The following is a 25448-nucleotide window of genomic DNA, read 5'->3' on the forward strand; positions in this document are numbered from 1 at the left end:
TTGGTATTCTGACATTGTATTTTTTGTAAGGCATTTTTTTGTACTGATTTGAAATATGCAATGATAGAAATCAAATATGAATCTTTTAAAATCTATCTTTCATTATCTCATTATTATATGCATAATTAGAGTTGTTGAAATACCAATATTGGGTCAATGAACTCAAACTTTATTTTTTTTAAGGACTGTGAATATTTTAGGCGAAGAACCTATTTTTTAATAAATACACTTATTATATACATCTAAATATTCTCCGGCCGCTTTTTTCCAATCAAAAAACAAGGCTCTTTCAATTAATTTTTGCTCATAAATTAGCTTGTTGTTTTCATGATTATTTAAACCTTCAAAAACAATTTCTTTCATATAATCAGGATCAAAATTTTTCCAATAATTTGCAACTTCTCCACCAATTTCTGGCAATGATGTTTTATCTGATAAAAAAACGGGTTTCCCAAAACGCATCGCTTCAATTGGGGGTAACCCAAATCCTTCTCTAATTGATGGGAAAAGAAATGCTTCACAGTTTTTTATATAAAATTGTTTACCTTCATTGCTTACCTTTCCAGTTAAAAATACTTGATTTTCTAAGCCATTGTCTCTGATTAATTTTTTTATGACCTGTCCGTATTCTTTATCATTATTACCTGACATAATTAAATTATAATCTTTAATTAATTTCATCATTTCAATAATTGAAGTGTAATTTTTTCTTTCAATGAAGTCTCCAATAGTATAGAAAAAAGGCTTGTTGATTGGGGTATTGGAGATGTAAGATGAAGTATTTAATAAATTAGAAATTGGATTTCCGTTATAAATAATGTGCTCAGGTACATTTGGCACTTGGAAATAATTATGAGTTTGTTTTTTTGCAAATTCTGAAATGTAAGTTATTGCTGTAGCTCTTTTAAGTTTTTCAATAAAATTTTGATTTCGGATATGATTCATGTTGGAAGAGATTTCTTCAAAAAAATTGACATCATGAATAGTTAAAAGATATTTAGTGTCAAATCGTGGTTCTATTTTTGAATTTTGATTGACAGAATGCCATAAGTCAAATTTATTAAAAGGCCTGAGGTTTTTATATCTATGAAACCCAAAATATTTGTGATACTCGAATTTTTCGCCAAATTCAGATTTTAAAAGACTTGGTTTGTTTGAATTAAGATGAAGCTCTAAATTGTCAAACGAGTGTTGGTGCAAGCCTTTAATCAATTCATAATTAAATGTTCCTAATCCAGAAGCTCTATTTTGAATATTATGGGTTTCGAGGAATATTGTTTTTTTCATATAATTGCTACAAATTTGAGTAAATGTATAGCTTAAATTGGAAAGACAAAAAGCAATACGTACTTTTGTTAAAAAATATTCTATTGATGAACCTACATATTAATTCCCAATTTGAGAACTTTCAATCGAATTTGTCAAACTTTATTGTGAATTTCAAATCAACCGGCACACTCTTTGGTGATGGCAAAAGAAATGTCATCAAATTATTTGAATTAAATGATAAAACAATAAATATCAAATCCTTCAAGATTCCCAATTTGATTAATAAGATAGTCTATAAGTATTTTAGAAAATCGAAAGCCAGACGATCGTTTGAGTATGCAACCCTTTTATTGGAAAAAGGGATCGGAACGCCAGAACCTATTGCTTATCTCGAAAATTACAATTGGATTGGTTTGAAAGATAGTTATTATGCCAGTGAGCATCTTCAATGTGATTTGACTTATAGAGAGCTGGTTGAAATACCAGATTATCGAGATCATGAGAATATCTTAAGACAATTTACCCAATTTTCATACCTCCTGCATCAAAAAGGAATTGAATTCAAGGATCATTCTCCAGGGAACACATTAATTAAAAAAAGGAACCAAGTGCAATATGATTTCTTTTTGGTTGATTTGAATAGAATGGAATTCCACAAAGCAATGCCTTTTGAATTGCGAATGAAGAACCTTTGCCGATTGACACCCGTAAAGGAAATGGTAGTGGTAATGAGTAATGAATATGCCAAATTATCTGGAGAATCGGAGGGACTGATATTCGAAACGCTTTGGAAATACACTTCAGATTTTCAAGAGAAATATTGGAGAAAGAAAAGGTTGAAAAAGAAACTTAAGTTTTGGAAGTAAGATTTTGGTTTTGCCTCCAAAGTTTTTTTAATTCTCGGTATCTCACAGTAATGCAATAGGCATTGAGATAGCAAATAATGATACCTTTTTTGCCGTCAAGAAAACCTAATCGGATGATGTAATTATAAAAAAGTTATAGGAAGGATGAAAAAGTTGATGTAAAAAGGTGGTTTTTGTTTTTTTAATAAACTTTTCTTCGGCTTTAAATTTGGCATAAAAAATAATTTTTTCTTTATATTCATTATAACTAGAGAACGAATAATGAATGAGCTTGTTTTTTAAAAAACCGATTTCACCATTTACTATTAGCTTTTCATGAACGAGCCTTCTTTTGTCATATCTAGCAAATTTTTTATCGAAAAGGCGGAATATTTTATCGGTTTGATTACCGCTATATTTTAAAATCGAATTCTCGAACATAAAGGTCCTTTCAAAAAAATAGGCAGAATAGTGTGGGGTATTTTGCAATGTATCGATGATTTCTTGCTTTAATTCAGGAGTTAATCGTTCATCTGCATCAAGAAATAATACCCAATCATTTTTTGCCTGTTCAATAGCAAAATTTCGTTGTGTCGAGAAGTTTTCAAATTTGTTTTGAAGGAACTTTACTTTAGAGAATGATTTTGAAATATCCTCAGTTCTATCAGTACTTAAAGAATCTACAATTACTATTTCATCAGCAAAATCAAGATCCGGTAAAAGGGCATTGATGTGCTCTTCCTCGTTTAAAGTAATGATTAATACAGATAATTTTTTAACGGGACTATTTGCTGTCATTTTACTTTTGGATAGTTTATGGATCTTGGACTTAACCAAGTTTGTTTTTTTATGGCGCTAAAATAATAGAAACAAAGATTTTTAAGGATGTATCTATTTGTTTTTAGTTTTAAATTAAAAACAAAAATAAGCTTAAAAACGACAAAATGATTTTTTCAGTAAGGATACCAATTATTAGAAAAGAATGTGAAATATTTCTATTAAAACCATTAAAATGATTACTTATATATACGTGATTGGAGATTATAACTTCAGTTTTGGTAATACATTCAGTTTTGAAATTAATTCTTGATGCTCCCCCATGTTCATGAAAAATTGTTGCATTTCGGGTTACTGCAATTTTACCTTTCTTTTGTGATATTCTTTTGCAAATGTCAACATCTTCAAAGTATAGCCAATAATCTTCATTCCACCCATTTACTTTTTCAAACCAATCTCTGCTTATAAAGATAGAAGTACCAGTAACCCAATCAGGGTAAAATAAGTCGTCTTTGGTGTTGAATTTTTTATTTAATTTTTCCGAAAATAATTTTCTGTAAAAAAAACGAGCAATTCCAAAAAGCCTAATAAACGAAGGGAAAAGTTTTTTTTGATTGAAAAATCGATTTTTTTTGTCGATTTGCAAACACGATAAAATCCCTATTTCTGTGTGTGTTTTGTAAGTTTCGTGTAAGGTATTTACGGTCTCAAGAGAAATGGTTGTGTCAGCATTCAGAAAGAGCATGTAATTCCCTTTAGCGTTTTTTGCGCCTAAGTTACAACCATTAGAAAAACCAGTATTGGCCTCATTTTTGATAAAAATAAAGTTTTGATATTTATTTTTGAAAATTTCAAATTCTCCATCATCCGAAAAATTATCAACTATTATAACTTCAAATGTCAATTTTTGGGCAACTATTTTAGAAATAGAATCCAAACAAACTCTCAATGATTTCCAACTACGGTAATTAACTATGATTATTGAAACATCCATTAAAAAGATAAAATTATTTTGTTAGATTTGAGATTAAGAAGTAATACAAAAAAATAAAAAAAAACGTAACTATTTGATTTAAATTGTTTTAAAAATAAAATTCAATTTAATTTCATTTGTTTTAAATGTTTTTTGTCATAAAGAACTTAATCTTGTCTTTAAATAATTCTGGAGTAAATTCTCGGTATAAAGAAGAGTAGTTTTTCTTTATTTCATCATGGTGTAGATTCGCAATTAATTCAGGTTTAAAATCGTTAATATGGACAGATATGTTTCTTAATCCGTCCTCAAAAGTAGCCCAAATTTTCTTTTCTACAAAAGGAGAGAAAATTGTAAAGGAAGGTTTATTTAATGCTTTTGCCATGTTAATTGCTCCTCCATCATTTCCTATAATTACATCACATCGATTCATTATGGCAATGAATGATCTTAAATCGCTGCCTAATAAATCAAAATGTATTTTTTCTTGAGTGTTTTTTGAGCAGGAATTGTATATTTTCTTGGCATCTTCAATTTGATTTTCAAAATAATTGAAAAGTATCGTTACATTTTCATGAGCCGCAACGTATTCAACTACTTTCGCCATATATTCTAGGGGATATGTTTTGTTTTGCTCACTTCCCAATAAGCTAATCATAATGACTTTTTCGTTTTTGTCTATTTTATGTTGTTCAAAAAGAATGATTGTATCCTCATTTTCTTTGGAGTTTACAAATAATTTTGGAAACGGATCTAGCGTGCTTTTATCTAGGTTTAGTGGTTCCAATAATAAAAGTCGATTCTCAATTGCAAGACCATAATTGGTGTCTTTTGTATTGTCAAAACGTTTTAAATTATGGGTATAAAATATACTGGAGTACCATTTATGATACGCTATTTTTGTATTGGCTCCACTAAATAAGGTAATTAGATTTGTTTCTAATTTGTTGTAAACATCAATTACAACATCGTATTTTTTTGCTCTAATTTCAAAAATAAATTTAAATAATGAAAAATAGGATTTTCTAATTTTATGAGGTAAAACAATTATATTATCAATGTTTGGGTTTCCAATTAGTACATCAACACTATTCGTATAACACATGAAATCTATTGTAGCATTAGGGTGTTTTTTTTTTAAGTTGTTGCAGATAATTGTACTAATCAATACGTCTCCAACTCTTTTTTGTTGAATTACTAAAAACTTCATTATAGATAGGGTTAATTACTGAAAAAAAATTACTTTTGAGGATTCAACAAAACTACAAAAAAAATACCTAAATGTCTAAGTTGCCCATTTTAATGTACCATAATGTTGTTGAAGATGAAGCAAAGTCTTTAGATTTAAGTATTTCCATATCTAAGTTAGAATCACATTTTAAATTCTTGCACGAGAATAATTATACAACATTTCATTTTAAGGATTTAGAAAATTTAAAAGGAGTGCCCAAAAAAAGTGTCATTCTTACTTTTGATGATGTTACCGAATGTCAGCTCCTATATGCAGTGCCTTTACTTGAAAAATACCAATTAAAGGCTTCATTTTTCATACCTTTTTCTTTTGTTGGAAATTTTGACTATTGGATTGAAGGAAAAGAAAAGATAATGAGTGTAGAACAATTAAAGAAATTAGATAGTAATCTTATAGAATTAGGATATCATTCGTTTGAGCATAGAAGATATGGGTCATTGTCTAAAGAGGAACTGGAAGTTGATTTTGTAAAGTGCAATGCTTTTATTAAAGAGAATCAATTAGATATAGAGCCAATTTTAGCGTATCCCTTTGGAAATTATCCAAAATCGAATAATGAGTTTGCTGTTTTTGAAAAAATAATGCAAGAAAATGATATAAAATATGGTTTGCGAATAGGGAATAGAGTGAATAATTTTCCGTTTAAAAATGATTATTTAGTAAAACGAATAGACATAAAAGGAGAAGACAATTTATTTAGGTTTAGATTAAAATTGAAAATAGGAAAGCTTAAATTATTTTAAAATATATTTATGAAAATTAGTGGATTAGTAATAACCTATAACGAAGAAAAGCATATAGAAAAATGCATAGATGCTCTTTTTAGAGTGTGCGATGAAGTAATCGTTATCGATTCACTAAGTTCTGATAATACAATAAAAATTGCCGAAGAAAAAGGTGTTAAAGTTATTTCGCAGCCTTTTTTGGGAGATGGTCCCCAGCGGATTTTTGGACTTCCTTATTGTAAAAATGATTGGATTTTAAATCTTGATGCCGATGAGATTTTAGCTCCTGATGCTGAAGAATTTATTTTGTCTGGTAAATACAAAAATCAAGATTTTGATGCATATGCTTTTAGCTTATATAATTATATGGGTGATAAATTAATTGATTTTTCGGGCTGGTATCCTGACAGAACAGTTCGTTTTTTTAATAAAAAAACCGCTTCACCTTCAAAAGATAGGGTTCATCAAAAAGTGACAGGACTCAAGAAAACGAATGTAAATGTTCATATCAATCATTACGCTTGGGAGAATTTGGATCAATTAATTCTTAAAAAAAATTTATATACTACTTGGCATTCTCAACAACTTTTTAACCAAGGGAAAAGAGTAAGTAGTTTTAAACCATTTATTAATGGTTTGGTTAGTTTTATAAGATGCTATTTTTTTAAAAAAGGGATTTTGAATGGGATTGATGGAATTACAATAGCATCTATTCAAAGTTTTTTCACATATATGAAATATTCCAAACTAATTAAAATTCAGAAACAAAATAAGAAATAAGTTTTATTGGTCACGATTTTAATAAGGAATTTTAAATATAAAATCCAAATCTCAATTGTTTAAGATTTGGATTTTTTTATTTTGGTGACGATAGTAATGTCATGTTATTTCAACTAGGTTGTTAAAATTTTACTAAATCAAACATGCAGCATTAAACTAAAAAAGAGAACTGGAGTCTAAATAGTATGATTTTTATTTTAGTACTTAGCTAGAGATGTCAAGTCGAAGATGAGTTGTTACTGCTCAGGAGTATTAATTAGCAGTAATTTTGATTGTGTGAAATAGAAAGATAGTTTTTCAGTTTTAAAATATATATTAACAATAGAAAATAAACAGTATAATGGCAATAAGCGGTTTAATTATTACTTTTAATGAGGAAAAAATGATAGGGAAGTGTATTGATGCGCTTTTTAGAGTTTGTGATGAAGTAATTATAGTAGATTCTTTGAGTAAAGATAGAACAGTTGAGATAGCTAAAGCGAAAGGAGCAATTGTAATTGAACAACCTTTTTTAGGCGATGGTCCCCAACGTACTCATGGTTTGCCTTTTTGTAAAAACGACTGGATTCTTAATTTGGATGCGGATGAGTTTTTGGATGCTGATGCAGAGGATTTTATTGTAAAAGAGAAATTTTTAAAAGGAGATTATGATGCTTTTAGTTTTAGAGTAAAAAATTTTTTGGGTGATAAATTAATTGATTTTGCAGGTTGGTATCCAGATCATAAAGTACGTTTTTTTAATAAAAAGTCAGCAAACCCATCTGGTTCAAAAGTACATCAAACTATAATTGCCACCAATGAAAAGAAAATTGCCGTTCATATACTTCATTATGGCTGGGACTCGTTGGAACAAATTATTTCCAAAAAAAATCAATATTCAAGTTGGCATGCGCAACAACTTTTTGATCAAGGCGTAAGGATATCAGGGTATAAGCCAATTCTAAATGGAACGGTTGCATTTGTGCGTTGTTATTTTTTCAAAAAAGGTTTCTTGAATGGACTGGACGGATTGACTATTTCGATGATTCAAGGTTTCTTCTCTTATATGAAGTATGCCAAATTACTTAAAATTCAAAATCAAAATAAGAAATAGGTCTTCAGTTTTTATAGGTTTATATATAAAAGAGTTTTAAATAAAAATTCCAAACTCCAATCGGTTCTCCAATTGGAGTTTGGAATTTTTTATTTTTTTTGAATTTAATATAGGAATTAAACCGCTACATCATACTCGCGTAAAGCATTATTTAATGACGTTTTCAAATCAGTTGATGGTTTACGTGTTCCAATAATCAAGGCGCAAGGAACTTGGAATTCACCAGCTGCAAACTTTTTAGTATAGCTTCCAGGAATTACTACTGAACGAGCAGGAACAAAACCTTTCATCTCCACAGGAGTTTCTCCAGTAACATCAATAATTTTAGTAGAAGCAGTCAAACACACATTAGCTCCAAGAACAGCTTCTTTACCAACGTGAACGCCTTCAACTACAATACATCTTGATCCAACAAATACACCGTCTTCAATAATTACTGGTGCAGCCTGAAGAGGTTCTAAAACACCACCAATTCCAACTCCACCGCTTAAGTGTACGTCTTTACCAATTTGAGCACAACTGCCAACAGTTGCCCATGTGTCAACCATTGTTCCTGCATCAACATAAGCACCAATGTTTACATAACTTGGCATCATGATAACACCGCTGGAAATATATGCGCCATAACGAGCAGATGCTCCTGGAACTACACGAACTCCTTTTGCTGCATAATCTCTTTTTAGCAGCATTTTGTCATTGTACTCGAAGATTCCAGCTTCTAATGTTTCCATTTTTTGAATTGGGAAATACATTACAACAGCTTTCTTAACCCATTCGTTTACTTGCCATCCGTCACCTTTTGGTTCGGCAACGCGTAATTTTCCTGAATCAAGTAATTCTATAACTTCTCTGATTGCATCAGTAGTTTTTGTTTCTTGCAACAAAGCTCTGTTTTCCCAAGCTTGTTCTATAATTGATTGTAATTCGTTCATTTTTGTAGAATTTTTTGGCAAAGATAAATGGTTATTTTTTTGAAAACAACCTAGTTTATACAAACTAACATATTTGCTTCTTTTGTTCAATAAATGTTTTTAATTTTTAGGGTATTTTTAATCTTTTTGATAAAAACAAAATTTCCAAAGATGCCAACATTTTTTAAGGTTATCAATTGTTTTTTTCTTGCGTATATTTGTGAAATAATCGAAAATAAATGCCAAGAATACTCTCCATAGATTACGGACAAAAACGAACAGGAATAGCTGTTACCGATGAACTGCAGATTATTGCATCAGGCTTGACTACCATTCCTTCTGCAACTGCAATAGATTTTTTAGCAGCTTATTTTGCGAAAGAAAAAGTGGAGGCAGTGCTTATTGGCGAACCCAAACAGATGAATGGCGAACCTTCCGAGAGCGCTTCAATAATCAAAGGATTTGTAACGCATTTTACCAATCATTTTCCAGATATGAAAGTCATTCGGGTTGATGAGCGTTTTACTTCCAAAATGGCTTTTCAAACCATGATTGACAGCGGACTCAATAAAAGACAGCGCCAAAATAAAGCACTTATCGATGAAATTTCGGCAACGATTATGCTTCAGGATTATTTGAATCGGAAGTAGTATGATTAATTTAACAAACCGTTATGTTTTTTGAACGTTATGTAACTGAAAAATAATTTTTTTTTGTGATTTTTAGAGCTAATTTTGCAACTTCTTAAAAAAACACAAAAATGTCCGATACAACAATACGATCCAATTCAGATGTAGTTTTAATTGGTGCAGGAATTATGAGTGCTACTCTAGGTTTAATTTTAAAAGAATTACAACCTGATTTAAAGATTGATATTTACGAAAGATTAGATGTTGCTGCCGCAGAAAGTTCAGATGCTTGGAATAATGCAGGAACTGGACATTCGGCTTTTTGTGAACTTAATTATACTCCCGAAAGTGCTGACGGAACAATAAATCCAAATAAAGCAATTAGTATTGCCGAACAATTTGAAGTTTCCAGACAATTTTGGGCTTATTTAGTTAAAGATGGAAAACTTATTTCTCCAGAGGATTTTATAAAAAGTATTCCTCACATAAGCTTTGTTTGGGGGGATAAAAATGTTGACTTTCTAAAAAATAGATTTAAAGCATTGCAGTCAAATCCTCTTTTTGCCGAAATGATTTTTAGCACTGATGTTTCCGAACTGCAAAAATGGATGCCCTTAGTGATGGAAGGCAGAAATCCAGACGAAAAAGTAGCAGCAACTTCAATGAAAATTGGTACCGATGTGAATTTTGGAACATTGACCAGAAATATGCTGGGGTATTTGACAAAGCTGGATAATGTGACTATACACTACAGCCATGAAGTTAAAAAATTAAAACAGAGAGAAGATAAATCATGGAGGATAAAAATCATTGATTTAGCTTCAAATCAAAAGAAAAAAGTATATACCAAATTTGTATTTATTGGTGCTGGCGGAGGTTCATTACCATTATTAGAAAAAGCAAATGTGCCCGAAGGGAAAGGATATGGAGGCTTCCCTGTTAGCGGTCAATGGTTAAAATGTACAAATCCCGAAGTAATAGCAAAACATCAAGCTAAAGTATATGGAAAAGCTAGTGTAGGCGCACCGCCAATGTCTGTTCCTCATGTGGATTCCCGAATGATTGACGGCGAAAAAGCATTGCTTTTTGGACCATTTGCAGGATTTTCTACCCGATTCTTAAAAAACGGCTCATATTCAGATTTGCCATTGTCTATAAAGCCAGATAATGTAATTCCGATGATTGTTGCAGGATATAAAAATATTCCGCTTACTAAATATTTAATTGAGCAAGTGCGTCAGTCTCCAATAGACAGAATCAATGCTTTACGCGAATACGTTCCTAATGCCAGAACCAAAGATTGGAAACTGGAAAGAGCAGGACAGCGAGTTCAGGTAATTAAAAAAGACGAAGAGCTAATCGGAAAATTAGAGTTTGGTACAGAAATCATCAATACAAACGATGGAACTTTGGCTGTTTTGCTAGGAGCTTCTCCTGGAGCGTCAACCGCGGTTTCTATTATGGTTGAGCTGGTAAGTAAATGTTTTCCAGAGGAGTTTAATTCTACAGAATGGCAGGAAAAAGTGAAAGCTATGATTCCTTCTTTTGGTCAGGCTTTAAATGAAAATCCAGAGTTATTGGCGACTATTAGAAATAATACTGCTGAAATTTTAAAACTGGAAAAATAGTTTTTGTCACTGTATTATCAGTTGCAGTTTTCAGTTACTATCTGAAAACTGCGACTGAATATTGAAAACTTTTTCACTCCTCCATTAGTTTTTTTGTGTTTTTTAAAATCCCTTCAGACAAATTGGTCAGCCAGATTAATTGTTCTATGACTAATTGAGCTTCCTGCATTTTTAAAGCAAAAGCTTCTTCGTCTATTTCATTTCTTTCTTTTAATTCGTTTTGGCGAATGTTTTTCAATTCGATAAATCGATTAGCGAGTTCTTCATTAGTGATTTCATTAGAATAAGGAATGATTTCTCTTTTTAAAAGTGCAATTGACTGTTCCAAGTTTTTAAGGACTTTTTCGACCACAATTGTAAGCGCTCTTGAGGAAGGAGTAGTTTTGTGCGATTGAGTATAAGTCCCTAATGAAGCGGTTGATGAAAGTAAAGAATGGTTGAGTTCTGTTAATTTGTAAAGCAATACGATATTTTTTTGTTTTGATTTTGGTTCCTGTGACATTCTTTGGAACGAAGCCATAAGATTTCCAATTTCAATAAAAGCATTTTTTCTGGCCAATCGGTATGAGGTAGTAACTTCACCTTTTTTTGTGTAATAAGTAAAAATTTCTTTTAAATAATTTCTGTTCGCAATAATCGATTTTTCTAAATATTCAGGTGCTTTGATATATTCCCAAGATGGCCATAAAAAATGATTGGCAAAATAAGCTAATGAAGCTCCCGTTAATGTGTCAACTATTCTAAATTGGATAACATCCAGATAATCAGGAGTCAATATGCCGTATATAAATACGATATACATGGTTACAAAAGTAGCACTCACCGTATAATTGGTTTGTGCAAACGAAAAACCAAGCAGCATGGAAAGGATTGCCAGAATACTTAATATTAAATGGTTTGGTATTAAGGATAAAATGCTGAATGCAATTATACCGCCAATAACAGTTCCAATGACACGCTGTATGGATCGTTGTTTGGTCAGTCCATAGCCCGGTCTCATGATGATGATGATTGTCATCAGAATCCAATATACATTTTGAAAAGGAAGAAATTTACCGGCTAATCCTCCTAAAATAATAGCAACAGTCAATCGTAACGAATGCCTGAATATTGTTGATGAAAAACTGATATTTTCAATAAAAGTGCTTATAGGGTAATATTGAGGAGTTAAAAATTTCTCTAAATCTTTGTCTTTTCCTTTAAAATCATAATTGTTGGCTACTGATCTAAAAGCACGCTCTATAATTTTGATTTTCTCTATTTGCTTTTCAGCATATTCAAGCATGGTTTTTAGCATCAAAACACCTTCTGAAGCATCAGTTTTTCCTAATTCATTTTCGTATGTATCGATGGCAAGTTCCAGCGTTTGAAGATCTTTAAATAAAAAATGTTTCGGAACATATTTTGTTCTTTTCTCAATATTTTTGGATAATTGCTTTAAAGTAGAGGCAAGGTTATAGGCAAGGTTTTGATAAGTAGCTAAAACCTTGGGGTGTTTTTCGAATTTTTGATGTAATTTATTATGATCGAATGAAGTAGATAAGGCCAATTCCAATATTTCTACCAAAGAAACAAATACAATAAGCATTTTTCGGTTTTGATTGGAAGAAACAGAATTAATCTGTTTTCCAATAAGTACTCTTCGAATATTATGATGGATGTCATTGAGTTCGACCTGCAGATGCAATTGTTTTTCAAGTATCACTTTTCTGTCGGCGATGCTATTCCATAAATCCCCTCTTAATTTTAGGTATTTAGATGTTAATTTAATGCATTCTGCAACTTGTAATTCGGCATAGCGGTATGGTCTTATGTAATGAAAAAGCAATGAGATAAATAAGTAAAATAATCCTCCCGCAAGTATTAAGCCGGAATATTGAATCATTTCCAATCCAGTATGCATGTGTGCAAATGATAATGATGCAGATAATAATGCCGAAAATGATGTAAATGTGGCTCTTTGCCCATATACGGACAGCATTGCTAAAATGAATATCAATATGGGAAAAAAAAGATAAAAAATAAAAGGGAAAGGATAGATAAGATTGATTAATAAATTGACTCCTGCTACCAAAAAAGCAGTAACAATAATTCCGTTTATTTTATGTTTTAAACTGCTTGGAATATCAGATGGATACGTCAAAAAGGTTCCGAGAGCAATAGTAAAACCTATTTCAAAATGATCAAAATAAGTACAGATTAATACAGGAATCACCGCAGATATTGTTGCTTTTAGTGCGTTTGTAAAATAGGTGCTGTCGGTGAATTTTTCTATTTTGTTAATCATGTAATTTAATTTAATACAAAGGTACGTTATAAACTTCTTTGTGCATTTTTATTTAATCTATCCTAGTGTAATATTACAAAAAAAGCTAATTATTATAAAGAGATAAATTGTTCTCTATTTTTTTTTTCACTACTTTTGTCACCCTAAATTAGGTGTATTTTTTCCTATATTTATGCAAAATATTAATAAAAAATGATCAAATGATATTACCAATTATAGGATATGGTGACCCTGTTTTAAGAAAAGTAGGGGAGGAACTGACTCCAGATTATCCAAATTTGAAAGAAATTATTGCAAACATGTATGAGACCATGTATATTGCAAGTGGAGTAGGTTTAGCAGCAGAACAAGTGGGATTGGCAATACGTTTATTTATTATCGATACAACTCCATTTGGTGAAGACGATGATTTAGAAGCTAATGAACAAAAAAAACTGAAAGGCTTTAAAAAGACTTTTATCAATGCCAAAATAATAAAAGAAGAAGGCGATGAATGGGCTTTTAATGAAGGCTGTTTAAGTATTCCGGATGTACGTGAAGATGTATACAGAAAACCGACAGTTACGATTGAATATTGTGAAGAAGACTTTGTAATGAAAACAGAAGTTTTTGACGGTTTGATTGCCAGAGTTATTCAGCACGAATATGATCATATCGAGGGGATTTTATTTACAGATAAAATATCATCTTTGAAGAAGCGTTTAATCCAGAATAAATTAAAAAATATTACCGAAGGAAAAACGTTCCAAGATTATAGAATGAAGTTTTTTGCCAAAAAAGGGAGATAAATTTTAAGTAATCAGTAGACAGCAGTATTAAAGATCTTTAAAGAAAAATAAAAAATAAGTAATAAAAACAAAATGAGTTTAGAGAAAATATTATCCATTTCAGGAAAACCAGGTTTATATGTTTTAAAAGTACAGACACGTACAGGTTTTGTTGCTGAATCGTTATTGGATGGAAAAAAAGTAACGGTAAGTTTGAAAAGCAATGTAAGTCTATTGTCTGAAATTTCGATTTATACGTATGAAGGCGAAAAACCTTTGACTGAAATTATGCAGAATATTGCCAAAAAAGAAAATAAAGGGCAAACTATTTCACACAAAGAAGATAATGCAGTGCTGTTGGATTACTTTAGAGAAGTATTGCCTGAATATGATGAAGAAAGAGTGTACGCATCTGATGTGAAAAAGATAGTAAATTGGTATAACACGCTTCAAGCAAAAGGAATGTTAGCAGATGAAGTTCCAGCTGTTGCTGAAGAAGAAGCAGCTCCAGCGAAAGAAGCAGTTGTTGCTGAAAAAGTAAAAGCACCTGCCAAAAAAGCAAAAGCAACTAAAGAGTAATTAGGTTCTAGTGAATAGTGATTAGCCAAAAGCTATTTACCTAATCACTTTTTTACTAATTCACTAAAAAAAATCCTGTCACGATGTTTTCCTGACAGGATTTCATATTTTTACAAAAAAGCAAAATACCATGAATCCAAAACAAAATCAACTCCAAGCCTTCGAACGATTATTGAATATCATGGATGATTTGCGCGAAAAATGCCCTTGGGATAAAAAGCAAACGATACAAACGCTACGTCATCTTACTATTGAAGAAACCTACGAATTGGGAGACGCAATATTAGACAATGATTTAAACGAAGTAAAAAAGGAATTAGGGGATTTACTGCTGCATATCGTTTTTTATGCCAAAATAGGCAGTGAAACGAATGATTTTGATATGGCAGACGTGTGTAATGACATTTGCGAAAAACTCATTCACAGACATCCTCATATTTATGGAGATGTTGTTGTTAAAGACGAAGAAGAAGTAAAACAGAATTGGGAAAAATTAAAACTAAAAGAAGGAAAAAAATCTGTTTTAGAAGGAGTTCCTCGAAGTTTGCCGGCACTTGTTAAAGCCAGCAGAATACTGGATAAAGTAAAAGGAGTTGGATTTGATTGGGAAGAGCCACATCAAGTTTGGGATAAAGTGCAGGAGGAATTGCAGGAACTGCAAGTTGAAGTTGCAATTGGTGATCAAGATAAAATGGAATCCGAATTTGGAGATGTTTTATTCTCAATGATTAATTACGCCCGATTTTTGAACATTAATCCCGAAGATGCATTAGAACGAACTAATAAAAAATTTATTAAGCGTTTTCAATATCTGGAAAGCAAAGCTGATCAGCTAGGAAAACCCTTGATGGATATGACTCTTGCCGAGATGGATGTTTTCTGGAATGAAGCGAAGAAGCTTTAGTTTTCAGATGGCAGTAATCAGAAAGAAGTATTCATCAGAAATCTTCAAACGTTAATCTGCAATTTTTTTCAGCTTATTGATATCTTTTAGAACTATTTTTTTACCCACCAATTCAATCAGTCCCAATTTATTAAAATCAGATAATAATCGGATACAGCTTTCGGTTGCGGTTCCAATCATACTGGCCAATTCTTCTCTTGATAATTGAATTTTTAAAGTTTTGTCGTTATTTGTGCCGAAAGTTTCATGCAGATAAATCAAGGTTTCAGCTAATCGTTCTTTTACTGATTTTTGTGCCATGTTAACCATGTGGTCATCTGCTAATCTTAAATCACCGCAGATCGTTTTCATGACATTCATAGAAAACTGATTGTTTTTGTCGAAAAATCCGAGTATTTCATTTTTTGGTATAAAACAAACCTGCATATCTTCTAGTGCAATGGCGCTTAAGTTGGCCGGTTCGTCGCTTATCATCGAGCGTTGACCCAATAATTCTCCTTTGGTAACCAATTTTACAATATGGTCTTTGCCGTTTGGACTCAGTTTAGTCAATTTGCAGACACCGTCTTTGATGCAAAATATGCCATTCACATTTTCTCCTTCCTCAAAAATACTTTCGCCCTTTTTGATAGTTTTAGAGGTTTTGCATTCAGAAATTCTTATAAGTTCATCTTTATTTAGCGCTTTTAAAGAACTAAATTCTCTAACGATACATTGTTCACATTTGCTCATAACGAAATTGGATTTTCGACTACAAAGTTATACATTTATATGATAAATATCATTGTTTTTAGCACAATCAATTTGTGAAATTTGCACTCGAAAAATTAGGCTTTATTTATGAAGAAAAATAACTGTTTTCATTGTGGTTTAGATATAATAAAAGAAGAAGAAATACTCTTTGACGAAAAAGAATTTTGCTGCAACGGATGCAAAACTGTTTATGAAATCTTCAGCCTGAATGATTTAACCTGTTATTATGATTTTGAAAAATCACCAGGTGCAACTCCACAAGATATTAATGGAAAATATGATTTTTTAGACAATGAAAGTATTGTTTCAAAGCTGTTGGAATTTCAAGAAGATTCAACCGCTATTATTTCACTTAGCATTCCTCATATTCATTGTAGTTCGTGTATTTGGATTTTGGAAAATTTACAGCGTCTTCAAAAAGGGATCAACACGTCTCAGGTTAATTTTCCCGAAAAGAGAGTCCGAATCAATTACAATCCCGAGGCCGTTTCTCTAAAAAGCATCATCTATTTATTGAGTTCCATAGGTTATGAACCCTACATTAGTTTGGAAAATTATGAAACTGGAAAAAATAATGTTGACCGAAGCTTAACCTACAAACTGGGTGTTGCATTCTTTTGTTTTGGAAATATCATGTTGCTTTCCTTTCCAGAGTATTTTGAAGTGAAGGAGTTTTGGCTGGACAATTACCGCCCTTTTTTCAGAGGATTGATTTTTGCATTGTCTTTGCCTTCTTTTTTATATTCGGCAAGCGGGTATTATGTTTCGGCGATTAAAAGTATAAAATCCAAAATGCTCAACATTGATATTCCTATTGCATTGGGAATTGTTGTGATGTTTGTAAGAAGCACGTTTGACATTGTGATGGATTACGGTTCTGGTTTTTTTGACAGTTTAACGGGACTGATTTTCTTTATGTTATTGGGTAAAATGTTCCAAATCAAAACCTACAGTTTTCTTAGTTTCGAAAGAGATTTTAAATCCTATTTTCCAATAGCCATTACCAAAATAAATACAGACTCTACTGAGGAAAGTATTCCGGTTTATGAAATTGAAAAAGGTGACCGATTATTGATTCGTAACCAAGAGCTGATTCCTGTGGACGGAATTTTAATATCCGATAAGGCCGAAATTGATTATAGTTTCGTTACCGGGGAAGCCGTTCCGATTACTAAAAAATCTGGGGATAAAGTTTTTGCAGGAGGAAAGCAAATAGGGAAAGTTATTGAAATGGAGGTTTTGCATTCGGTTTCCCAAAGTTATTTAACCCAATTATGGAGTAATGATGTGTTTCAGAAAAAAGTGGAGCAAAAACACAAAACCATTACCGACAGCATCAGCCGTTATTTTACGCCAATTCTTTTGTTGATAGCATTTGCCGGATTTGGATATTGGATATTTTTTGATGCCAATACAGCTTTCAATGTTTTTACAGCGGTATTAATAGTTGCCTGTCCCTGTGCATTAGCATTGACTGCTCCTTTCACGATGGGGAATATGTTGCGGATTTTTGGCAGCAAACATTTTTATCTCAAAAATGCTTTGGTGATTGAGCAATTAGCCAAAGTTGACACCATTGTTTTTGATAAAACAGGGACTATAACTACAAATGCAAAAACGAATATTTCCTATGAAGGAGAAATCCTTGAAGAGAATAATTTGGCGATATTAAAAAGTGTGCTTCGTGCCTCTAATCATCCGTTGAGCAGGATGCTGTATGATTTTTTGCCAGAAACAAAAAGATTAAAGTTAGATGCTTTCGAAGAAATTACAGGAAAAGGAATCAAGGCAGAAATTGACGGCGTTTCTATAGAATTAGGTTCTGCGGAATTTGTCGATGCAAAAGCTAAAGATGAGGTTCAGCAAACGGCAGTACATATAAAAATCGACAGCGTATATTTTGGAAAGTATGTTTTTAATAATCAATACCGAGAAGGCTTATCCGATTTGTTTACAAAGCTTAGCTCTCAATATCAACTGAAAGTTTTATCGGGTGACAATGAAGGGGAACGAAGCCAGCTGGAATCAATTCTGCCCAACGGAACTGAAATGATTTTTAATCAAAAACCGGAACAAAAACTTGAGTTTATAAAAGCTTTGCAGGAACAAGGCAAAAACGTGATGATGGTAGGCGATGGGCTTAATGATGCCGGAGCTTTGGCACAAAGCAACGTTGGTATTTCCATATCCGAAAACGTAAATGTTTTTTCTCCCGCCTGCGATGCTATTTTGGATGCAAAGGAATTTAAAAAACTGCATTATTTTTTAAAATTATCCCAAAAATCTATTTTGACCATCAAAATGAGCTTCACTTTATCACTTTTATATAATGTAGTAGGATTATCGTTTGCCATTACCGGGAATCTCTTGCCACTGGTTGCTGCTATTATTATGCCTCTGAGTACCATTACGATAGTGAGTTTTGTAACGTTGATGAGTAATTATTATTCTCGAAAAATAAATTAGTTTAACAGGGAATTGTTTTCTTTTTTTTCATATTTTTAACATATTCGATTAAATATGATAATTGTCATTTTTTGTAAAAAGTGATACCTATAATTTTGTTAACCTAAAATTAAGATTATAAAATTAAGATTATGAGTGTTATCTATTTATTAATTGCCATAAGTATTTTCGTTGCCATTGGTTTTTTTATTGCTTTTGTTTTTGCGGTAAAATCCGGTCAGTATGATGATGATTATACACCATCAGTCAGAATGCTGTTTGACGATGAATTAATTAAATCTTCACAAAAGAAATCAGAAATTAAGAGTTAAACTACTCTTTAATCTTTTACCAATTTTAAACAACCTTAAAAATAATTATAAATATGGAAATGGAACAATTTTATTATGACAACAAAATTGTAAAGAAATTCATTTATGCTACCATACTGTTTGGAGTAGTGGGAATGCTGGTAGGTCTTATTTTGGCTACTATGTTCCTTTTTCCAAACATGACCGAAGGAATTTCGTGGTTAAGTTTTGGCAGATTGAGACCTTTACATACCAATGCAGTTATTTTTGCCTTTGTTGGTAATGCTATGTTTGCTGGTGTTTATTATTCGCTTCAGCGATTGTTAAAAGCCAGAATGTATAGTGATTTCTTGAGTAATCTGAATTTTTGGGGTTGGCAGTTAATTATTGTTGCCGCAGCAGTTTCTCTTCCGTTAGGATATACTTCTTCAAAAGAATATGCCGAATTGGAATGGCCTATTGATATAGCTATTGCTTTAATATGGGTGGCTTTCGGAATCAATATGATTGGTACGATGCTAAAAAGAAGAGAACGCCATTTGTATGTTGCCATTTGGTTTTATTTAGCCACATTTATTACAGTGGCTGTTTTACATATTTTTAATAGTTTAGAGTTGCCTATTTCTGCAATGAAGAGTTACTCTGTTTATGCAGGAGTTCAAGATGCATTAGTACAATGGTGGTATGGTCATAATGCTGTTGCTTTTTTCTTGACGACTCCATTTTTGGGTTTAATGTATTATTTTGTGCCGAAAGTGGCCAATCGACCTGTGTATTCTTATAGACTTTCAATAATACACTTTTGGTCATTAATATTTTTATATATCTGGGCAGGTCCTCACCATTTGTTGTATTCTGCTTTGCCTACATGGGCGCAAAATTTAGGAGTTGTATTTTCTGTGATGCTGATTGCTCCATCTTGGGGAGGAATGATTAATGGACTATTGACTTTAAGAGGAGTTTGGGATAAAGTCCGTGAAGAACCAGTATTGAAGTTTTTTGTTGTTGCTATGACAGGTTATGGTATGGCTACTTTTGAAGGTCCAATGCTTTCTCTTAAAAATGTAAACGCAATAGCGCACTATACAGATTGGATTATTGCTCACGTTCACGTAGGTGCACTGGCATGGAATGGTTTTATGGCTTTCGGTATCATTTATTGGCTGATTCCAAGAATGACAAAAACAACTTTATATTCCACTAAATTGGCCAACTTCCATTTTTGGGTTGGAACACTAGGAATTATATTATATGCATTGCCAATGTATTTGGCAGGTTTCCTTCAGGCTTCTATGTGGAAACAATTTAATCCAGACGGAACCTTAACCTACGGTAACTTTCTTGAAACCGTTACTCAAATCATGCCAATGTATTGGATGAGAGCCATTGGAGGAACGATGTATTTGGTTGGAATGTTAACGTTGGTTTATAATATTATTCAAACAGTGAGAGCTGGCGAGGAAGTAGAAGATGAATTGGCAGAAGCTCCAGCATTGCAAACCATTAGTGAAGGAAGATTAAAAGGAGAGAAATACCACTCTTGGTTGGAAAGAAAACCAATAAAAATGGCTGTATTTGCTACAATCGCTATACTAATTGGCGGAATCATACAAATTGTTCCAACGATTATGGTGAAATCAAATATTCCAACAATTTCGAGTGTTAAGCCGTATTCGCCTTTGGAACTAGAAGGGCGTGATTTATACATCCGCGAAGGTTGTGTGGGATGTCATTCTCAATCTGTTCGTCCTTTTAGAAGTGAAGTAGAGCGTTATGGACCACAATCCAAAGCAGGAGAGTTTGTGTATGATCATCCATTTTTGTGGGGATCAAAACGTACAGGTCCCGATTTGTTGAGAGTTGGAGGGAAATACAATGACAATTGGCATTTTAACCACTTCTGGAGTCCTCAAAGTATATCGGCAGGTTCTATTATGCCAAGCTACAAATGGCTTTTTGATAATAAACCGATGGATATTTCTATGACCGAAAAGAAAATGAAAGCAATGCGAACTCTTGGTGTTCCTTATGATGATGCTCAAATTGCAAGCGGACTGAAAGATTTGAGAACACAAGCTATTGCCATCGAGGAAAGTCTTAAAAATGATCCTGACTTTGTAAAAAGTTATGAAGACAGCAAGAAAAAAGCATTGGCGAGAGGGGAGAAATTCGTTCCAATGAATGAAAGGGAAATTGTGGCTTTGATTGCTTATATACAAAGATTGGGCACTGATATTAAAGTGAAAGAATAATAAAAGGGAAACGTTATGTTCGAACAAATAAAACACAATATGGAGACCATTGCCGGTGTTGCCATATTTCCAATACTGTCGTTACTGATTTTCTTTTTCTTTTTTCTGGGGTTAGGACTTTGGGTCTATTCGTATAAAAAGGAGACGATTGATGAGATAAGCCAAATCCCATTAGAAGATTAAATTGTACAATTTCAAAAAAACATAAATGATGAAAAAATTAATTCCATCTTATATAAGAGTCCTTTTCATATTTTTCGCAGCTGTTGGGCTGTTGGAATATTTAATTGATTCTGGCGATCGTCCTGCATTTATAAAATACCCAATGGTTGCAGTCTTTTTGTTCGTGTTGCTTTTCCTTTTGATTGCAATCGAAGTTACTTTGAGTGCTGTTAATATCATTACGTACAGATTGCTGACAGAGGAAGAGAAAGCAAAATTAGCTCATGAGGACAGTTTAAGCCTGAAAGATAAAAGCTGGTACAAAAACCTTATGCAGCGCTTGACGAGAACCGTGCCGATTGAAGATGAAAAACAATTATTAATGGATCACGATTATGACGGAATTAAAGAATTGGATAATAATTTACCGCCATGGTGGGTTTATTTATTTTATGCCTGTATTATTTTCTCTGCAATATATTTGGTTCGTTATGAAATCATGGGAGCCCCAGACCAAGAAACCGAATTGAAAAATGAATTGGCTCAAGCCAAAGTTGAAGTGGCTGAATATATGAAAACAGCTCCTGACTTGATGGATGAAAAAACAGTAACTTTGTTAACGGAGCCTGCTGATTTAGATGCCGGAAAAGCAATTTTTACAACTAATTGCGTAGCTTGTCACAGAGCGGATGCCGGAGGTCAAATCGGACCTAACTTGACGGATGACCATTGGATATTGGGTGGCGGAATTAAGAATTTATTTCACACTATTACTAATGGAGGACGTGATGGCAAAGGGATGATTGCCTGGAAAGGAACTTTGAAACCAAAAGAAATTCAAGCGGTTGCAAGTTATGTTATCTCTCTGAGAGGAAGTAATCCAAAAGACCCGAAAGCACCTGATGGTGAAATATGGGTAGAAGACGGAGCGCCAGCTGCAGCAACAGCTCCTGCTGCTGACAGTACTCAAGTAAAATAATAATTATAATAAAAAATGAAGGGCTTTGTCAAAATTCAATACTTTGAGAAAGCTCTTTTTTTGTATTTAAAAATAAAAAAATGTCAAACAATCTAGACGAATCTTTTAGAGATACCATTGGAACTATTGATAAAGAAGGTCATAGAAAATATATTTACCCCAAAAAACCTTCCGGTAAGTTTTATGATTATAGAAAATGGGTCAGCTATTTTTTATTAATAATTCTTATTGTCAATCCTTTTATAAAAATAAACGGGAACCAGTTCATGATGTTCAATGTGCTGGAACGTCGTTTTAATATTTTTAGTTTTCCTTTTTGGCCACAGGACTTTTACATTTTTGTATTGTTTATGGTGATTGGGGTCGTATTTGTTATTTTGTTTACGGTTATTTTTGGAAGGATCTTTTGTGGCTGGATTTGCCCGCAGACTATTTTTATGGAAATGGTTTTCCGTCGGATAGAATATTGGATAGAAGGCGATAGGGGAGCACAAATCCGTTTGGAAAAACAAGAATGGAATGGTGAAAAAATAAGAAAGAAAACTTTAAAATGGTTTGCGTTTCTTGTGATTTCGTTTCTAATTGCCAATGTATTTTTAGCCTATTTGATTGGTAGTGATGAATTATTCCGTTTGATTGAGGACGGACCTTTGGCTCATTCCAGCAGTTTTGTATCATTGTTGATTTTCACTGGCGTTTTTTATTTTGTTTTTGCTTGGTTTAGGGAACAAGTCTGTATTATAGCTTGCCCTTACGGAAGGCTCCAAGGTGTTTTATTGGACAAAAAATCAATAAACGTGGCTTATGATTTTGTTCGTGGAGAGAAAGAAGTAGGAAGAGCCAAATTTAATAAGCAGGAAGACCGCGAGGCTTCAGGAAAAGGAGATTGCATCGATTGTAAACAATGTGTGAATGTATGTCCGACAGGAATTGATATTCGAAATGGAGTGCAGTTGGAATGTGTGAATTGTACAGCCTGTATCGATGAATGCGATACGATAATGAAAAGTGTTGGATTGCCGTTAGGACTTATTCGATACGCATCTGAAGATGAAATTGAAACTAAGGCCAAGTTTAAATTTACTGCCAGGATGAAAGGTTACACGGCAATATTAGTTATATTAGTCGGGATACTTACAGGCTTGCTGTTTTTAAGAACAGAAGTTGAAGCTACCATTCTGAGGTTGCCAGGACAATTATTCCAGCACAAAGGGGAGAATATCAGTAATATTTATACTTTTAAAATCATTAATAAAACGAATCATGATATCAATGATCTGCACTTTAAATTGGTTGGAATTAAAGGTACGTTAAAGGTAGTTGGTGTTCAGGAATTAAAAGTGCCTAAACACGAAATGTCCAGCGGAACTATGTTTATAGAAATTAATAGATTTTTGTTGGAAAGTGACCGAACTAAATTAGAAATAGACCTTTATGAAGGAAATAAAAAAATTGAGACAACCAATACTAATTTTTTAAGCCCGCGAAGTTTTGACTAATTTTGTTGTTTCATAAAGTTTCAATAGTCGGATAATAACATAAAAAAGATAAAATGAAAATTAATTGGGGAACTTATATCGTGATTGCTTTTGCTTTATTCATAAGCTTTATTATGTATTTTGTTGTAAAAGTACAATCGGACAGTAAGTATGATAATGATTTGGTAGTTGAAGAGTATTACAAACATGATGTGCATTTTCAGGACGAAATGGCTCGTATTCAAAACGCTCATGATTTAAAAACCAAGCCGGTAATCACAGTTGACGCTACTAATGGTATTACTATTGTTTTTCCTGCTGATTTTACTCCTTCAGCTATCAAAGGGACTGTTGCGTTTTATAGAGCTTCTAATAAAAAATTTGATTTCCAAGTGCCACTTTCGTTTACTGATTCGGCTTCATTGGTTATACCAAAAAATAAGTTTATTGGAGGCGAATGGAATATCAATATGGAATGGAAATATGAAGGTAAATCCTATTTGACTAAAGAAGAGATTTATATTAAATAGAAAGAAAATAGAGTAGAGTTAATAGAATAAAGAAAATAGGGAAAAGTAAAATTAGTTTTAAATAATTTCACTCTAAAATCTGCAATCTAAAGTCTAAAATCAGCAATCTAAAATCCGCATGCTTTACACTGCTTTTTTGTTTGGATTAATCAGTAGTTTTCACTGCATAGGAATGTGCGGTCCCATTGCTATGATGCTGCCTGTAGAGCGAAATAATCCTACCAAAAAGGTAATCCAAATTTGTACTTATCATTTAGGACGCTTAATGGCGTATGGAAGCATAGGGCTGCTATTTGGCCTGTTGGGAAAAGGCTTATTTTTGGCAGGGATTCAGCAACAATTGTCCATATTTATTGGTATTGCCATGATTTTAGTGATTCTGACTCCTGAAAAGATTTTGGCTCAATATAATTTTTCTAAACCGGTTTATAAATGGATTTCAAAAATTAAGCAAAATCTAGGCAGTCATTTTAAAAACAAAAGTTTCAAATCGCTTTTTATTATTGGTTTGCTCAACGGTTTTTTGCCCTGCGGAATGGTTTATGTTGCTTTATTTGGAGCAATTGCTATGCAGAGTGCGGGCTTTGGACTGCTGTACATGCTGCTTTTTGGTTTGGGAACCGTGCCTTTGATGAGTTTGGTGGTATACATCAATTCATTTCTGACCGTTCGAATCCGAAACAAGATTCAAAAAGTGATTCCGTATGTTGGCGTTATTATAGGCGTATTGTTTATTCTGAGGGGTTTAGGACTTGGAATTCCCTATGTCTCTCCATCTAATATGAGTTTGTTTATACAAGAAAAAGCCAATTGCCATTAATTGGCTTTTTTTTCCTCCCCCCAACCCTCTCCAAAGGACAGGGAGTTAGAAGCGGATTATTTTATATTTCTAAAATGGTATTACATTAATTGTTCTCTGTTTTTGCGTGAGTGATGGCAGTGGAACTCTTTTTTCTTTCAATTGCCACGGCTTTAAACCCGTGGCAATTGAAAGAAAAAAAGCGGGAACGTACAGCACGACCCGTAGTTTTTACGGAGGGACACGCCCAAAGAGCTTTAAAAAACAGATGAATTAATAAATTAAGAAGTCATTATTTTAAAGGATTGGTATTATCCTTC

Annotated in this window: 24 protein-coding genes; 17 read left to right on the forward strand and 7 right to left on the reverse strand. The window is 32.7% G+C overall.

Features of this window, described 5'->3' with window-relative positions; all coding sequences use genetic code 11:
* Nucleotides 1–216 precede the first annotated feature (216 nt).
* Nucleotides 217–1287 carry a glycosyltransferase family 1 protein gene (locus CLU83_RS01635; protein ID WP_100430005.1) on the reverse strand — a complete coding sequence of 357 codons (1071 nt, stop codon included), beginning with the start codon at nt 1285–1287 and terminating at the stop codon, nt 217–219.
* Between the two features lie 86 nt (nt 1288–1373).
* On the opposite strand from CLU83_RS01635, the gene CLU83_RS01640 reads away from it, so the two are divergent.
* Nucleotides 1374–2135, forward strand: a complete 762-nt coding sequence (locus tag CLU83_RS01640) for a Kdo domain containing protein (protein WP_100433573.1) — start codon at nt 1374–1376, stop codon at nt 2133–2135.
* Nucleotides 2136–2240: 105 nt separating this feature from the next.
* Here the strand turns inward: CLU83_RS01640 and CLU83_RS01645 are convergent, their stop codons facing one another.
* The 3 genes from CLU83_RS01645 to CLU83_RS01655 all read right to left on the reverse strand — a co-directional run bounded on the left by CLU83_RS01645 (nt 2241) and on the right by CLU83_RS01655 (nt 5074).
* On the reverse strand, nt 2241–2912 hold the full coding sequence (locus CLU83_RS01645) for a glycosyltransferase family 2 protein (protein ID WP_369828745.1): 672 nt from the start codon (nt 2910–2912) through the stop codon (nt 2241–2243).
* A gap of 109 nt (nt 2913–3021) precedes the next feature.
* Nucleotides 3022–3885, reverse strand: a complete 864-nt coding sequence (locus CLU83_RS01650) for a glycosyltransferase family 2 protein (protein ID WP_100430006.1) — start codon at nt 3883–3885, stop codon at nt 3022–3024.
* 121 nt (nt 3886–4006) lie between these two features.
* The gene (locus CLU83_RS01655) at nt 4007–5074 is read right to left on the reverse strand and encodes a glycosyltransferase family 9 protein (RefSeq protein WP_100430007.1); all 1068 of its coding nucleotides are present in this window, start codon (nt 5072–5074) and stop codon (nt 4007–4009) included.
* A gap of 92 nt (nt 5075–5166) precedes the next feature.
* Between CLU83_RS01655 and CLU83_RS01660 the strand changes: the two genes are divergently transcribed.
* The 3 genes from CLU83_RS01660 (at nt 5167) to CLU83_RS01670 (ending at nt 7714) form a co-directional block, all read left to right on the forward strand.
* Complete coding sequence (locus CLU83_RS01660) at nt 5167–5859, forward strand: polysaccharide deacetylase family protein (protein ID WP_232726930.1); 693 nt, start codon at nt 5167–5169, stop codon at nt 5857–5859.
* 9 nt (nt 5860–5868) lie between these two features.
* Entirely contained in the window at nt 5869–6621 is a 753-nt protein-coding gene (locus tag CLU83_RS01665) for a glycosyltransferase family 2 protein (protein WP_100430009.1), read from the forward strand.
* A 340-nt stretch (nt 6622–6961) separates the two neighbouring features.
* On the forward strand, nt 6962–7714 hold the full coding sequence (locus CLU83_RS01670) for a glycosyltransferase family 2 protein (protein WP_100430010.1): 753 nt from the start codon (nt 6962–6964) through the stop codon (nt 7712–7714).
* Nucleotides 7715–7830: 116 nt separating this feature from the next.
* On the opposite strand, the gene CLU83_RS01675 is transcribed toward CLU83_RS01670, so the two are convergent.
* Nucleotides 7831–8646, reverse strand: coding sequence for a 2,3,4,5-tetrahydropyridine-2,6-dicarboxylate N-succinyltransferase (locus tag CLU83_RS01675; protein WP_100433574.1), 816 nt, complete (start codon nt 8644–8646; stop codon nt 7831–7833).
* 218 nt (nt 8647–8864) lie between these two features.
* Here CLU83_RS01675 and ruvX point away from each other — a divergent pair, with 218 nt between their 5' ends.
* Nucleotides 8865–9275: a Holliday junction resolvase RuvX gene (gene ruvX, locus CLU83_RS01680; protein WP_100430011.1), complete on the forward strand. Its 411-nt coding sequence runs from the start codon at nt 8865–8867 to the stop codon at nt 9273–9275.
* A gap of 110 nt (nt 9276–9385) precedes the next feature.
* The gene (locus CLU83_RS01685) at nt 9386–10882 is read left to right on the forward strand and encodes a malate:quinone oxidoreductase (protein WP_100430012.1); all 1497 of its coding nucleotides are present in this window, start codon (nt 9386–9388) and stop codon (nt 10880–10882) included.
* Between the two features lie 73 nt (nt 10883–10955).
* On the opposite strand, the gene CLU83_RS01690 is transcribed toward CLU83_RS01685, so the two are convergent.
* Nucleotides 10956–13169 carry an FUSC family membrane protein gene (locus CLU83_RS01690; protein WP_100430013.1) on the reverse strand — a complete coding sequence of 738 codons (2214 nt, stop codon included), beginning with the start codon at nt 13167–13169 and terminating at the stop codon, nt 10956–10958.
* A 200-nt stretch (nt 13170–13369) separates the two neighbouring features.
* Here CLU83_RS01690 and def point away from each other — a divergent pair, with 200 nt between their 5' ends.
* The 3 genes from def to mazG all read left to right on the forward strand — a co-directional run bounded on the left by def (nt 13370) and on the right by mazG (nt 15419).
* A complete protein-coding gene (gene def / locus CLU83_RS01695; RefSeq protein WP_100430014.1) occupies nt 13370–13957 on the forward strand; it encodes a peptide deformylase in 588 nt (195 codons plus the stop codon).
* 72 nt (nt 13958–14029) lie between these two features.
* On the forward strand, nt 14030–14515 hold the full coding sequence (locus CLU83_RS01700; protein WP_100430015.1) for a DUF5606 domain-containing protein: 486 nt from the start codon (nt 14030–14032) through the stop codon (nt 14513–14515).
* Nucleotides 14516–14645: 130 nt separating this feature from the next.
* Complete coding sequence (gene mazG / locus CLU83_RS01705; protein ID WP_100430016.1) at nt 14646–15419, forward strand: nucleoside triphosphate pyrophosphohydrolase; 774 nt, start codon at nt 14646–14648, stop codon at nt 15417–15419.
* Between the two features lie 51 nt (nt 15420–15470).
* Here mazG and CLU83_RS01710 read toward each other — a convergent pair whose 3' ends face one another.
* Nucleotides 15471–16151: a Crp/Fnr family transcriptional regulator gene (locus tag CLU83_RS01710; protein WP_100430017.1), complete on the reverse strand. Its 681-nt coding sequence runs from the start codon at nt 16149–16151 to the stop codon at nt 15471–15473.
* A 108-nt stretch (nt 16152–16259) separates the two neighbouring features.
* Between CLU83_RS01710 and CLU83_RS01715 the strand changes: the two genes are divergently transcribed.
* The 8 genes from CLU83_RS01715 (at nt 16260) to CLU83_RS01750 (ending at nt 25149) form a co-directional block, all read left to right on the forward strand.
* Nucleotides 16260–18638: a heavy metal translocating P-type ATPase metal-binding domain-containing protein gene (locus CLU83_RS01715; RefSeq protein ID WP_100430018.1), complete on the forward strand. Its 2379-nt coding sequence runs from the start codon at nt 16260–16262 to the stop codon at nt 18636–18638.
* Nucleotides 18639–18769: 131 nt separating this feature from the next.
* Nucleotides 18770–18949 (forward strand): cbb3-type cytochrome oxidase assembly protein CcoS, encoded by a 180-nt coding sequence (gene ccoS / locus CLU83_RS01720; protein ID WP_100430019.1) that lies wholly within the window; start codon nt 18770–18772, stop codon nt 18947–18949.
* A gap of 53 nt (nt 18950–19002) precedes the next feature.
* Entirely contained in the window at nt 19003–21180 is a 2178-nt protein-coding gene (ccoN, locus tag CLU83_RS01725; RefSeq protein ID WP_100430020.1) for a cytochrome-c oxidase, cbb3-type subunit I, read from the forward strand.
* A gap of 15 nt (nt 21181–21195) precedes the next feature.
* Entirely contained in the window at nt 21196–21363 is a 168-nt protein-coding gene (locus CLU83_RS01730; RefSeq protein WP_035640388.1) for a CcoQ/FixQ family Cbb3-type cytochrome c oxidase assembly chaperone, read from the forward strand.
* A gap of 28 nt (nt 21364–21391) precedes the next feature.
* Nucleotides 21392–22321 (forward strand): cbb3-type cytochrome c oxidase N-terminal domain-containing protein, encoded by a 930-nt coding sequence (locus CLU83_RS01735; protein WP_100430021.1) that lies wholly within the window; start codon nt 21392–21394, stop codon nt 22319–22321.
* Between the two features lie 80 nt (nt 22322–22401).
* Nucleotides 22402–23820, forward strand: a complete 1419-nt coding sequence (ccoG, locus tag CLU83_RS01740; RefSeq protein WP_100430022.1) for a cytochrome c oxidase accessory protein CcoG — start codon at nt 22402–22404, stop codon at nt 23818–23820.
* A 53-nt stretch (nt 23821–23873) separates the two neighbouring features.
* Complete coding sequence (locus CLU83_RS01745) at nt 23874–24329, forward strand: FixH family protein (protein ID WP_100430023.1); 456 nt, start codon at nt 23874–23876, stop codon at nt 24327–24329.
* 118 nt (nt 24330–24447) lie between these two features.
* Complete coding sequence (locus CLU83_RS01750) at nt 24448–25149, forward strand: sulfite exporter TauE/SafE family protein (protein ID WP_100430024.1); 702 nt, start codon at nt 24448–24450, stop codon at nt 25147–25149.
* Nucleotides 25150–25448 lie beyond the last annotated feature (299 nt).

The organism is Flavobacterium sp. 1 (genome assembly GCF_002797935.1).
In the GTDB taxonomy this organism is placed as follows: Bacteria; Bacteroidota; Bacteroidia; order Flavobacteriales; family Flavobacteriaceae; genus Flavobacterium.